Here is a 14,000-nt window from a genome sequence, read left to right as displayed (position 1 = left end):
TTATTGTTGTTTAATAAGCCAAACGTCGGTTACCCGGGATTGTTTTCTCCAATTCAAATGTTCCTCATCGGGCTTGTCAAAGCTGATATTTAATTTGCCATCCTTGATCAGATTTTTAGGTAGGGGAAATTCCTTAAACTCCTCAAAACCTTTTTCATATTTGGTAGGTTTTAGGCGTTCTCCATTGGCTCTTAATAGGGCCTCTCCATAACCTGAAACACGGATTAAATAATTGGAATCGGGATCCAGATCATTGTATTCCAAGGTAGGGGTAAATTGGAACAATTGGGTAGAGAGCCGCTTTCTGCTTAAACCATCATTTTCCCATAGGAAGTCTATGGCATCATCGGTTTTGGAGGTTACATGCTTGGCATCCGCACTGGAAATATTGTCGTAAAAACTGCCTTCTCCGGGAGACTCATAGTTTTTAATAAATTCCAATCGCGCTAGCTTTTCTGCTTCCGATTTTAATTTGCCAATTTTATTAAATTCGTCCTCCAACCACCATCTATTGTTCAAGGGATAATCTATAAAATCCAAAATAGCCCCTCTTTCTGCACTACGTGCCTGGTATTTCTCCACGCTGGTCTGTGCTCCAATGGATTGAAATAGTTTCTCGCCATATTCAAAAACCTTTTCCTTTAGGTCTTGGGAAACCAATTCGGTATCTGCTTTATTAATGTGTTGAAGGGCATCGTTCATAGCCTTATCTGCCCCAATGGTATTGGCCATGGCCAGTATTTCATACGCTTCGTCTTCCAATCTTTTTTCGTAGGCAAGTCGGTCTTGAATATAGGCGTCATAATAGGCGCGCATTATTAATTGTTGCCATCTCCAATTATTTGCCAGACCGGGGTTGTTTTCTTCCAAGCCTTTCCACAATGCTAGGGTTTCTTTAATGGAATTGTTTTCCAAAATGGGCCCGTGCCAATTTTTTTCCAAGTCAAATATGCCTTGGGCGGCTTCCTCGGCTACCTCTGGGCCAAAGAAGAATTGAGTGTATTCATAGATGATATCTTTGGGGTTTTTCTTGGAATCCCAACCCAATTGGCTCCATAAAACTTTATTAACGTCGTCATGGGAACCATCGGAATAGGTAATAAAGCCATCGGTATATTTGGTGTCTCTCCTAAAAAGTTGGGTGTACATGAGTGGTTGTGGGTTAATAGGCTCCCTTCCCAAGGTCAATCCATAAGCCTGATCCCAATTATCAACTGGATACTGACACCTAACGGTATGGGTAATATCTGGATAAAAGCGGTGCAGATATTTTTTTGGCAACATTTCCCGTTCCAAATCTATGGGCGGACTACTTGGTCCATAAACAACCCCTTTAAGCCAATCAGGACTATCAGATTTTAGGTAATTAAAAAAATATTCCACTTTTTCTTTATTAAAACCCTGTAAGGAAACCCAAATACCGGCATTTGGATGGTATTTGTGCAATATTTCGGACAGGTCATTTAAATAGGGTATTAGCTGGGCAGGATGGTTTTCACCCGGGTCACCTCCAGGAACAAATACACCGTCCAATCTTGGACATTTTGCATAAAAGGCCTCTTGCTCTGCAAGTCCGTCCTCATGGGCATTTTTTATGGTGAGGTCATGCGGTGCAGGTGTCCAGACCCAATAATCGGCATCGTATTTTTCGCATATTTTGCTTAATTCCACCTCCATGACCTGCGGGTCTACTTTAAAGTGGGGACTTGAATCGGCTTCTTGAAAGGGAATATTTTCAAAACTATTGGCTCCAAAAAGAACCTGTTCCCTAAAATGTTGATCAAATTGTTCTACGGTCCAGGAGTCCCAGGAATTGGCGGTATTCCGATACCCAAATTGATGTCCGCGAAGGGCGTATTCCGGAGATTCGGAAAAATCAATGCTAAGAATAAGTGATATTTGGTTCTTACTTATTTTAGCGGTTCTCAATAGTTTGCCAATCCCATAAAGAATTCCTCTTTCATCTGCGCCAATGACCCATATGGTGTTCTTATTGCCTTTGGTCTCATGAAAAATACGATAGCCTTCTTTCTTGAGTTCATGCCTATCGTCACCATCCCTGGTAGGAACTTTTTCCCCAAATAGTTCCTTTTCATTGGCCAAGGTAAGGGCAATGGTGGTCTCGGAATCCCAATTATTTTGTAATCCTAGTTGCAGATCTGTTCGTTTTGCAATTTCTTCCAAAAGAATGTTACCGGCTGTTTCCTGTACGGGTGATTCAACCTGAGCCGATATCACAATGTTTGCTTGGGAAAGGTCCAAGGTTTTAGGCTGTTCCTTTTCGCAAGACAGCATACTGCCAATACCAATCAATAGCAGCCAAATTCTTAATAGTCTTTTCATCTTGTGCGACATTTTTATATTATAATATTTTTTATAGGGGCGTTGTTCTAATTTATGTCCTTTACACATCGTATGCCAACAGGGTAAACGTGTATTTTTTCCGGTAACACATAATAGCGTTGTGAGGTGCGAATAAAGGAGTGGTTGTTAAAATTGGATCCGCCCCGCATTACTTTGTAGGTTTCGCCATATTGTTCCATGGGCACCTTATTGCCGGGGTAGGGTTTATACCAATCCGACGTCCACTCCCAAACACTGCCCGCCATGTCATAGCAGCCATAGGGACTTGCAGGTTTGGCTATGGAAGCCCCCCTGGTTTCTTTTTGGTCCCACACAACATAGGTGTTGTCATAGGTATCTCCCCATGGAAACACACGGCCATCAATACCCCTTGCCGCTTTTTCCCATTCTTTTTCTGTGGGCAATCTTTTGCCAGCCCATTTGGCGTAGGCGTTGGCTTTTGACCAGGTGACAATTACGGCATTGTTCTTTTTTTCCGGTGGGAATTTAAAAGTTGGATCGAATTCTGCAAATTCTGCATTGCTTACTTCGTATTTGTCTATACAAAATGCCTTTGTGCTAGCAATTTGTTGAGGTCGCTCATCTGGGTCGCCATAGGTGCTGCCCATGATGAATTCTCCTGCAGGAACATAAACCATTCCTTCGGGAGGAGTTGGTTTTTCTTGTCCAACCGCATGGTGCAGGCTTATGATCAAAATTAGAAATGATAAAGCAATTTTCATAGGGTTCATATTATTTGTGATTACCATTTTTCATCAATTATACCGTAATACCTACCAAACCAATAATTACGGATCATGGCAGCTGCGGTGCGTTCTTCCTCCGAACGTACCATTTTAAAACTACCATCTTTTTGGGGAATTTTAAATTCCCTGGTGTTGCGCTCAAATCCCCACATGTCCTTGATACCTTGTTTTTTTTCTTCAGTAAAGATGTCCTCGCCTGTGAGTACCTTATAGACCATTAAAAACCAAATATTACTTTCCCATGTAAAGTCTATATCCTTCCAATCGTACCAATGTCTGTTTAAATTCATTCGGTATTTATTTAGAAGGTTGGGATCCGTCTCTAAGCGCATTATCATATAAAGGGAACGTGCAGCATGATAGTCGTCTCCAACATTGCGCCATTCTTTTGGAAATAGGATTTTGGAATTAATTTGGTGGTCGTCGTAATGATAACGGTCTATTAGCATATGGTAGGCGGCATTGTAGCGTTCCTTACCTGTAATATGGTGCGTTACCTTAAGTGCGGCCAACATTTCCAAAGAGTTGAGTTCTTGGTGTGGAAGGTTAGGGCAAAAGTTGCCCCACAAGGTCATTTTTCCGTCGAGATCCGTAAGTTTGAAATTATTGTCCACTACCCGCCCTATAAATCGATCTAGGAGGGCTGCTGCTTTATCTTTGTATTCAGTATCGGCACATAGCTCCCAGAAAGTTCCCACACCGTAGAAAATGGAAGTGAATTTATCGGCACTTAAATCGCCTAGCCACCTGTAACCGGGCATGGATGTCGATTGATGCCATTCGTGGTACCACATTACTTCTTCGTGCCAAAGCGGTTCGTTGGTCTTGTTAAAACTGCGAGCAACCAATCCTGCAACACCCGTTACTTTTTCCAATTTTAAAATGGCTTCGAATATTTCATTGGCTATTTTCCTATCCTTAGTATCTTTGGTAATGGCGTACTTATGTGAATAGGCAGCCAACATTTCGGAAGTGGGATCTAGGCAATCGGCCTGAGAACCTACTATGGGTTGCTCCAGTCCGGCAGGTGGAAAAATTACATGCTGCATAATGGCCCCCTCGTTCCAATGGTTGCCTAGCATCAACCTATCAAACATTTCCACTTTTTTATATAAGGGGTCGGTTTTTTTGGGGAACTCATTCACTTTTTGGGCAAATATGTTAGGGATTGCAAAAAAGATGCAAACCGTAACCAAGGGCAATAAACGATATTTATGCATGGCTATTTCCTGTTTGTGATCAATTAAAAGAAGGGTTTTAGGTATGTTGGTTTGGTTGAATTTATTTTTTTTACTTAATATTTCATCTACCTCGATTAATTCATTCAAATCTTGTGGATAAAAGGGGTTATTATGATTTCTAGTTTTACCTACATTTTATATAGTGCAATAATATTAACTTATTTTAATCAATTAAACCAATTAAATATTAGTTTGGGTTAATATATAATGTGTATTAAGTAATATATATTATATCGCCATTGCAATAATCGATTCTTTCCTCAATGCAACAGCTGTATTATATTGGTTGCTAACCATTTCCGAGTTTAAAATTTGTTTTTTAAGGGGTCTTAAGAAGGTTGTGCGGCCATAGATTGTTTTATTAGTTTATTGGGCCATATATGTATTCAAGAGGGAGGGAATTCTTTATCCACTTTTTTATTGGAATATATTATGTGTAACAAAAGTTGCTGTGGACAATATATGCCTAGCTTACCTTTACGGTATAAATGTTTTGGTTGGTTGTATTAGGAAACGGTCATTGTAAAAGGTGGCGGTTTCCTTTTTAAAATACACCTATCAAAAATTCTAAATAAAGTAATATGTCCATTTTTAGTACACTTTTCGGAACAAGTAAAGAGAAATCCGACAAAATAGAAATATTGGATCCGTCGGCATTTTCAGAGGCGATAACTGGGAAAAAGGTTCTCCTGGTGGATGTTCGCACACCAAATGAATACGGATCTGGCCACATAAAAAACGCCATAAACATTGATTTTTTTAATTCGGGAAACTTTGAAAGATCCTTTGAAAAAATGTCCAAGGAAAAGCCCGTTTACCTTTATTGCCGTTCAGGTGCTAGGAGTCAGAGGGCAGCTCATAAATTGGTAGGTATGGGTTTTGAAAAGGTATATGACCTGAGGGGTGGATATATGCGTTGGAGATAATACACCCATTCCATAAAAAAGTTTAATCTGGTTAAAAAACCTCAGAAACCCAGTTGGTGGTTTGGGGAAGAATAAGAGGATTTCCTATTTCTATTTTACCTTCACTGCAATACCGTTTTGTTGGGAATACAATTGCGCCGGACTTTAAGGTTACTGTCGCTGGCCAAACTGGCACCCCAAGGAAATAGTTTGTCAAAAATAAATATCATCTAACAGATCTAAAAAGGTACTTCTCGCCAAGAAGTACCTTTTTTCATCAGTAACATTAGTTACTGTGCAATCCTTTTACTCCCCCTAATTTTGTCTTAAATAAATTGAAACATGAAGAATATCATATACATACTATCATTTTTGGGAACTATGTTCTTTGTTCAGTCACAGGAAAGGGTGTTGATCAGCAAGGAAGAAGTGCTGACCAAAGTGAGGGAAAACAATAATACCATAAAAATGTCCCAACAGGATGTTTTGTCTGCCAAGGGAGATTTTACTCAATCCAATGCGGTAATATTGCCCAATATAAGTGTATCCCATACTGCGATTGCGACCACCAATCCCCTGATGGCATTTGGTTCTAAATTGAACCAGGAAATTTTGACCCAGGCCGATTTTAATCCCCTTTTATTGAACAATCCCAGTCAGATCGAGGATTATGCTACCCGTATCCAAGTGCAGCAGCCTTTGGTGAACCTGGACGGTATTTATCAACGTAAGGCGGCTAAAGCCAAATTAAACGCTATAGAGTTGAAAGCGGATAGGACCAATGATTATATGGACTTGGAGGTAGAAAAGACCTATATGCAATTGCAATTGGCGTATAAGTCGGTCACGGTTTTGGAACAGGCAAAAAAGGCCGCCATGGAAAATAAGCGTTTGGCGGATAATAGTTTTAAACAGGGGTATCTTAAAAAATCGGATGTCCTGGCCGTTGAGGTGAGGCTTACCGAAATAGAGAATCAGTTGCAGTACGCCAAGAGCAATGTCCACAATGTCTCCAATTACCTGTCGGTTTTGATGAACGATGACAACTATGTCCTTTTACAACCAACGGACTCCTTGACCCTCATGGTCAGTGATATTATTACGGAAGGATTACCCGAAAATAGAAAGGACTTACAGGCTATGACCTTGTCCAGTGAGGCTTACCAACAAATGTACAGGGCGGACAAAATGAGTTTCCTTCCCAGCCTAAATGCGTTTGGAACCTATGAATTGCACGATGATAAAGTTTTTCAGGGCGATGCGAATGGATATTTGATCGGTGCAGAATTAAAGTGGAACATTTTTGAAGGCAGCAAACGTTTTGGGAAAACTCAAAAAAGTAGGGCCGAATACGAAAAATCCAAATTGGAACTGCATCAATATAAGGCGGAGAGCCAGGTAGAATTGAATAGGGCCATGCGGTTGCTTCAAGATGCCAAAAATAATCTTGAGCTTACCTCCCTGGCCTTACAACAGTCGGAAGAATCCCTTCGCATAAGAACCAAAAGGTTTGAACAAGGCTTGGAAAAAACGACCGACCTATTAAATACCGAAACCCAATTCTCACAAAAGAGATTGGAATATTACACTACTATTTTTAACTATAACTATGCCTTGGCCTATGTTAAGTTCTTAACCAAGGAATAATGCGTCTAAGACAATCAATATAAGAAACCATAAAAAGAAATATTTACACCCAGCACTAAAAATTAAAAGAAAAATGCAAACAAAATTATACATAGCAGCACTCATTACCCTAGTCATAACTATTTCCAGTTGTGGGAACGAGGACAAAAAAGCGGTGCCGGATAATTCTCCCGCTGTTGCCGTTAAAGTGAATACGGTTTCTGAACATAGCGGTGGTAATTTCCTATCCGCTAGTGGAAAGATAGAGGCAGTAAACAGTGCCAACCTTAGTACCCGAATGATGGGGTATGTAGATAATATCTATGTTCAAGTTGGGGATAAAGTTAATAGTGGTCAGCTATTGATAAGCATAAACAATGCAGATATATCCGCCAAACTGGCCCAAGTAAATGCAGGTATTACAGAAGCAACCGCTGCTTTTAACAACGCCGAAAAAGATTACAATAGATTTACGGCTTTGTTTAATGAGAACAGTGCTTCCCAAAAGGAACTGGACGATATTACAGCCAATTATAACATGGCAAAGGCACGGCTGGAAGCGGCCAAACAAATGAAAAACGAGGTAAACGCACAATTTTCATATAGCAATATACGGGCCCCTTTTAATGGGGTTGTAACCAATAAGTTTATTAAGGTTGGGGATATGGCAAATCCAGGAATGCCCTTATTGGAAATGGAAAGTCCTGGGGATTTTCAAGTATTGGCCATGATACCCGAATCCGAAATCCTTCAGATCAAGGCCGATTCGGAAGTTCTTGTCCTGATAAAGACCCTTAACCAATCTGTTAAGGGGAAAGTGGTGGAAGTAAGTACATCGGCAAAAAATACAGGAGGTCAATATATGGTTAAGGTGATGCTGGACAAATCCGAGTATAATTTGCTTTCCGGAATGTATGCTACTGTGCAATTTCCAACGGTAAAAAAGAAAAACACCAATATAGTACTTATTCCCTTGGATGCTGTGGTTCACAACGGTCAGTTATCCGGGGTATATACGGTTAGTGAAAGCAATACGGCACTTTTGCGCTGGTTGCGGTTGGGTAGGACTTTTGGAGACAGTGTTGAAGTATTGTCCGGACTTTCCGCCGAGGAAGATTACATAATATCGGCAGATGGGAAGTTGTTCAATGGGGCCAAAATAAGTATCCAATAACTGAAGATTAAAAAAACGGATTTGCGTTAGGCCTGCCTGCCGGTAGGCGGGGATTGCAGTAGTTACCCCAGGTCTTTTTAGCGTATTTAGGCTAAAAAGGAGCTGGAGTAAAAGCGGAAAGCCCGACCTGAGCATTCCTGCATGATCTTCCTGCAAGGTCCGCACTCCTGCAAGGTTTTCAAAACCTTGTAGGTATAAGAAAAGACCTTGCCGATATGATTGTCATGCGAAGGAAACGCCCAAATACAAAAACAATAAGAAAAGATGAAAGAAGGATTAGCAGGCAAAATTGCCAAAGCGTTTATAGGTTCCAAGTTAACGGTCCTTTTAATGATCGTATTCATGGTCATTGGGGTGTACAGTTCGTTCCTGATTCCACGGGAGGAAGAGCCTCAGATAGATGTGCCCATGGCCGATATCTTTGTGGGTTACCCAGGGGCTAGTCCTACCGAAGTGGAAAGTAGGGTGACCAAACCGTTGGAAAAATTAATTTCCAATATTAAGGGTGTGGAATACGTCTACTCTACCTCCATGGAAGAGCAGGGGATGGTTATAGTGCAGTTCTATGTGGGCGAGGATATTGAACGTTCGTTTGTTAAACTCCAGAACGAGATCAATAAGCATATGGATGAAATGCCACAAGGGGTAACTTTTCCATTGATAAAAACCAGGGCAATAGATGATGTTCCCATGCTTGGCCTCACCTTATGGAGCGAGTATTACGACGATTACCAATTAAAGCAAATTGCGCAGGAACTTACGGATGAAATTGAAAAGATAAACGATGTGTCCGCCACCCAAAAAATTGGTGGCCGAAATCGTCAATTAAGGGTGGTATTGGACAAGGATAAATTGGCCGAAAGCGGATTGGATTTTCTGTCTGTAGCCCAAATGATAAAGGCTAATAACCAACAATTAAGCGGAGGTACGTTTGATAAAAATGATACCGAATTTATAGTGACCACCGGTAAATTTCTGGAAACTGCAACCGATGTGGAAAATTTGGTAGTAGGGGTACAACAGAACCGCCCCATTTATTTAAAGCAAATTGCCAGTATACAGGACGGACCCGAAATTCCCAAGGAATATGTATCCCTAGGCTTTGGGCAGGGTAGTGAAAATGGGGAAATCTATAAAAGCGAGTATCCTGCCGTGACTATTTCCGTAGCCAAGCGCAAAGGCGCTGACGCTATGAAGATTTCCGATATTATTTTGGATAAAGTTGATCATTTAAAAAAGAATCTAATTCCGGATGATGTGCATGTGGAGGTGACCCGAAATTACGGGGAAACGGCCTCCCATAAGGTGTCGGAATTGTTAATGCACCTAATTGGGGCGATTATTGCGGTAACCTTTGTAGTGATGTTGGCCATGGGATGGCGTGGAGGATTGGTAGTGTTTCTTTCGGTACCTATAACCTTTGCCCTTACCTTACTTAGCTATTATATGTTGGATTATACGCTGAATCGTATAACCTTATTTGCCTTGGTTTTCGTTACGGGTATAGTGGTGGACGACTCCATTATTATCGCGGAAAACATGCACCGGCATTTTAAAATGAAACGCTTACCGTTTAAATAGGCTGCCTTGTATGCCATTAATGAAGTTGGGAATCCGACTATTTTGGCCACGTTCACGGTAATTGCCTCTGTATTGCCTATGGCATTTGTATCGGGCCTTATGGGACCATATATGTCCCCAATGCCTATTGGAGCTTCCATTGCCATGTTGTTGTCCCTTTTTGTTGCCTTGACCATTACCCCTTATCTAGGATATATATTCCTAAGGGAGAAGGATAAAAAAGGAGAGGAAAAGAAAGAAAAGCCCTTGGAGGAAACTTTTATATATAGAATGTACAACAAGTTTGAAAGTCCTTTGATCGAGAACAAGAAGAAACGTTGGTTGTTTTTAGGAATTACATTTTTGTTGTTATTGGGGTCTATTGGGATGTTCTTTACCAAATCGGTAGCGGTTAAAATGTTGCCATTTGACAATAAGAATGAATTTCAGGTCGTCATAGACATGCCCGAAGGTACCACTTTGGAACGTACGGGAGTAGTGGCCAGGGAGATTGCCCAATACCTGAATACCCGTCCAGAAGTTGTAAACTACCAAAGTTATGTAGGGACTTCGGCTCCGATAACCTTCAACGGTCTTGTCCGACATTACGACATGAGGGGAGGTAGTAATATGGCCGATATTCAGGTGAATTTAGTGGATAAGGGCGATAGAAGTGCCCAAAGTCATGATATAGCCAGTTTGTTGCGTCCAGAAATTCAGCGTATTGGGGAAAAATTCAATGCCAATATTAAGATTGTAGAGGTGCCACCAGGACCTCCGGTGTTATCTACTATTGTTGGGGAAATTTACGGCCCTGACTACAACACACAGATAGACATTGCGGATCAGGTGCAGCAGATTTTGAAAAACACCTCTGATGTTGTGGATGTAGATTGGATGGTGGAGGCGGACCAGATAAAATATGAGTTTATCATAGACAAGGAAAAGGCAATGCTTTATGGTGTGGCTCCAGAGCAAATTGCACATACCATGAATATGGCCCTGTCCGAAAGGGCGGTGACCAATCTGTACGATGAAAATGCTTCCAATCAAATTGGGTTGATATTAGCCTTGGAGGAAAAGGAAAAATCCACTATCCAGGATATTGCCCAATTGAAGGTGAAATCGCAACAAGGCAATGGCAATATGGTTCCTATAGCGGATTTGGTAAGCATTGAGCAAACCACTAGGGCCAAGACCATCTATAGAAAAAACCAGAAAAGAGTGGTTTATGTACTGGCCGATTTGGCCGGGGAATTGGAAAGTCCGGTGTACGCCATATTGGGAATGACCGATAAGTTAAAGGCCATGAATTTGCCAACAGGGTATTCCATAGATGAACTGTATATAAAGCAGCCCGATTTTGAGGATAATTATACCGTAAAATGGGATGGGGAATGGCAGATTACCTTGGAGGTATTCCGTGATTTGGGATTGGCCTTCCTAGGGGTCATCATCATAATTTATATACTTATTGTGGGTTGGTTCCAGAATTTTAAAGCTCCTATTGTGATGATGGTGGCCATACCGCTTTCCCTGATCGGGATAGTATTGGGCCATTGGATGCTGGGTGCATTTTTTACGGCCACTTCCTTTATTGGGATGATTGCCTTGGCCGGAATCATGGTAAGGAACTCGGTGTTATTGATCGATTTTATCAATATACGGCTGGCCGATGGGGTACCATTGAAATTGGCGGTAATTGAAGCTGGAGCAGTGAGGACAACCCCTATTTTGTTAACTGCAGGTACTGTGGTAATAGGAGCATTTGTAATCCTGTTCGACCCTATTTTTCAAGGGCTGGCCATATCCTTAATGGGAGGTACCATTGTATCCACGGTGCTTACCTTGTTAGTAGTGCCCTTGGTGTATTATATGATAGAAAGGAAGAACTATAAGTAACTGAGAGGTTAAATGAGATTCTTATTCAGGTCCCTGAGCGGAGTCGAAGGGAGCGTCCTAGGAAATTAATTTAGTCCATGTTATAAATGGGTATTAAAGTACAATTCATAAAAATGAAACTAAAAAACTAAAGTAATGAAACTTCTAATAGTAACTGTTGTGGAGGAGTACGGGAAGGAAATCCTACAACTTTTTAAAAAGGCCAATATTGAGAGCTTTAGTGGTTCCGATATTGATGGGTATAAGAATCAGGCTACGGTGCTAATGGCATCAAACTGGTTTCCAAGTGAAAAAGGCGGTGTAGAATCCAACATGTTTTTCTCCTTTACCACTGATGAAAATATTGAAATTCTATTCGGACTTATTACATTGTTCAATACTAATTTGGAAACTAACAATCCCATAAGGGCGGCGGTGGTTCCCATAGAAAAATTCATTTAATAACCTTAAAAAATTATATTATGATCAACAGATATATCAGGGCAATTGCCGGGGCTTTTATCATTATAAGTGTTGTATTGGCAATATACGTAAACATAAACTGGTTGTGGTTTACCTTATTTGTAGGTGCCAACCTTTTTCAATCCGCCTTTACCCAATGGTGTCTAATGGAGAAGATCTTATTTAAGCTTGGAGTTAGAAAAGATGGGGACAGCTGTACCGTATAAATGTCTTAAAGCGTAGTGGGCTTGGCCATAAATAATAGACAAAAAAAAATACCCTGGTCTCCCAGGGTATTTTAAAACTAACTCAAACTCAATAAAAAAACTCAATCTTTATTACCAAGGCTTGGTAACTCCTTGTAGTACCCATGGTTTGGACCAAGGTGTGTCGTTTTCTATATATCCAGGAACATCATTGGTGTGCGATGTAGATTCCAAGCTATTTAGAGCAGAATAGTAATTATCCCTATTCAATGTACTGTTCGAAGTTGGATATACAAAACGCACAGGTATAACTGTAGATTTTGCGAAAGGTCCTGTTTGAAGATCAGGTAATCCTGTACGTCTCCAATCCAAATATGCTTCTGAAGCGGAACTAAAATTAGCGATCCACTTTTGCTCCATGATTTGGGCTAGCGTACCGTTATAGGCAACACCAGTATTGTCTATATAATCTGCATATTGATCTTCTATTCCCCAAGTTTCAAAAGAAGCTTCCACTCCTTTATTGTAGTTGCCCTGAGCATCGGAACCCCAACCTTTTAAGGCGGCTTCCGCCTTTAGAAAACAAATTTCAGCGTAAGAGAAGATACGGGCTTTTAGGTAATCTCCCTTTACTTCGTTAAACTGTGGGTTCATTAAGGAAACATGTGGGTTTCCACCTCCCTGAACTGGGTTGGGATTTAAGTTGTAGGTGTAAGGTTCCGATCCTTGATAAGATACCGGAATACCTACATAGGTACTGCTGGTATCGATCAAACTTAAACCAGCTTGACGATCGCCGTACCAAGTGGCCGGATCAAATATCTTTAAACCATTATCAGCAAGGGTTTCTTCATTAATGTATCTAACACCATCTACAACTACATCGTCTTCACCACCAGGAACATCGGCAGCAGGAACCACTTTAATTGGAATTGCAACTGCATCGAACCAGATCGCTCTTCTTGGATCGTCCAATTCTGCCAATTTATAGGTAAATGTAGTAGCAGGTTTAACACGTGAAAAGTTAGATGGAGTGCCCTGTTTACCATTACTAGGTTGGGAATCTGATGGGCCTACTCCTAAATATGGAACTGCAGCTTCCTCATCAACACTGGCGATCAAGGGTTTGGCCAAAGTAGCCTGTACACCGGCACCGGCATATCCTGGATCTTTTTCCGATAATCTCATATAGTATCTTAGAGCCAAGGAATTGGCATATTTCATCCATTTTTCAGCATCGCCTTCGAAAAAGATATCCTGACTTGCACCAAAAACTTCCAAGCTCCCCATATTGGAAGAAAGCATAGACGCAGCGGCTTCGAAATCGGAAATAACGCTTTTGTATACAGATTCCTGGGAATCATATTTAGGTAAAAGAATTTCTCCATCTCCTTCCAAAGCTTCTGTGTAAGGTACATCCCCGTAAAAATCGGTAAGCAGGGCAAAATTGTGCGCTATTAGGATGGTTGCTACAGCTTCATGGAATTTAAAACCCAATTCCTGGGATCTTTGCAAGGCTAATTTAGCTGTACGCAAATTATTGTAGTAGCTTTCCCAACCGCTTCCTGCCCAGTCGTAATTGTTATTACCCCAAGAATCCTTCTGAGTATACTGCACAAAAGCCGATAATGGTTCGCTGTATCCTTTATTTCCAATATCCATTGCCGTATTTACCATGACATCGGTTAATAAAAAGCTTGGGTTGGCCTCGTTGAGGTTTACCCCGTTGGGGTTGGTATTTATTTCCGTGATGTCGTTGTCGCACGAAGTTGCGGACAATATGCCCACCGCCAACATCAGTTTAAATAGTTTATTTATAGTAGTCATAATTTTTT

Annotated in this window: 9 protein-coding genes and 1 pseudogene; 6 read left to right on the top strand and 4 right to left on the bottom strand. The window is 40.9% G+C overall.

Annotated features, from left to right (window positions below; all coding sequences use genetic code 11):
• Genes H4O18_RS02330 through H4O18_RS02320 form a run of 3 tightly spaced genes read right to left on the bottom strand, consistent with a single transcriptional unit; the run spans position 1 to position 4,438 of the window.
• Positions 1-2,343, bottom strand: a complete 2,343-nt coding sequence (locus H4O18_RS02330) for an alpha-glucuronidase family glycosyl hydrolase (protein WP_187581485.1) — start codon at positions 2,341-2,343, stop codon at positions 1-3.
• Positions 2,344-2,390: 47 nt separating this feature from the next.
• A complete protein-coding gene (locus H4O18_RS02325; RefSeq protein ID WP_187581484.1) occupies positions 2,391-3,086 on the bottom strand; it encodes a formylglycine-generating enzyme family protein in 696 nt (231 codons plus the stop codon).
• Between the two features lie 20 nt (positions 3,087-3,106).
• Positions 3,107-4,438: a hypothetical protein gene (locus tag H4O18_RS02320; RefSeq protein ID WP_187581483.1), complete on the bottom strand. Its 1,332-nt coding sequence runs from the start codon at positions 4,436-4,438 to the stop codon at positions 3,107-3,109.
• A 494-nt stretch (positions 4,439-4,932) separates the two neighbouring features.
• On the opposite strand from H4O18_RS02320, the gene H4O18_RS02315 reads away from it, so the two are divergent.
• From H4O18_RS02315 to H4O18_RS02290, 6 genes and pseudogenes are all read left to right on the top strand, one after another.
• On the top strand, positions 4,933-5,277 hold the full coding sequence (locus tag H4O18_RS02315) for a rhodanese-like domain-containing protein (protein ID WP_187581482.1): 345 nt from the start codon (positions 4,933-4,935) through the stop codon (positions 5,275-5,277).
• A gap of 321 nt (positions 5,278-5,598) precedes the next feature.
• Entirely contained in the window at positions 5,599-6,903 is a 1,305-nt protein-coding gene (locus tag H4O18_RS02310) for a TolC family protein (RefSeq protein ID WP_187581481.1), read from the top strand.
• 73 nt (positions 6,904-6,976) lie between these two features.
• Positions 6,977-8,056: an efflux RND transporter periplasmic adaptor subunit gene (locus tag H4O18_RS02305; protein WP_187581480.1), complete on the top strand. Its 1,080-nt coding sequence runs from the start codon at positions 6,977-6,979 to the stop codon at positions 8,054-8,056.
• A gap of 264 nt (positions 8,057-8,320) precedes the next feature.
• Positions 8,321-11,518 (top strand): annotated as a pseudogene (locus H4O18_RS02300) (efflux RND transporter permease subunit).
• A gap of 135 nt (positions 11,519-11,653) precedes the next feature.
• On the top strand, positions 11,654-11,959 hold the full coding sequence (locus H4O18_RS02295; protein WP_187581479.1) for a hypothetical protein: 306 nt from the start codon (positions 11,654-11,656) through the stop codon (positions 11,957-11,959).
• A 20-nt stretch (positions 11,960-11,979) separates the two neighbouring features.
• Positions 11,980-12,186 (top strand): YgaP family membrane protein, encoded by a 207-nt coding sequence (locus tag H4O18_RS02290; RefSeq protein WP_187581478.1) that lies wholly within the window; start codon positions 11,980-11,982, stop codon positions 12,184-12,186.
• 111 nt (positions 12,187-12,297) lie between these two features.
• Here H4O18_RS02290 and H4O18_RS02285 read toward each other — a convergent pair whose 3' ends face one another.
• A complete protein-coding gene (locus H4O18_RS02285; protein ID WP_187581477.1) occupies positions 12,298-13,992 on the bottom strand; it encodes a SusD/RagB family nutrient-binding outer membrane lipoprotein in 1,695 nt (564 codons plus the stop codon).
• Between the last annotated feature and the right edge of the window lie 8 nt (positions 13,993-14,000).

It is taken from the genome of Arenibacter arenosicollis (assembly GCF_014397245.1).
GTDB lineage: Bacteria > Bacteroidota > Bacteroidia > Flavobacteriales > Flavobacteriaceae > Arenibacter > Arenibacter arenosicollis.
This window is presented reverse-complemented; position numbering and strand designations above follow the sequence as displayed.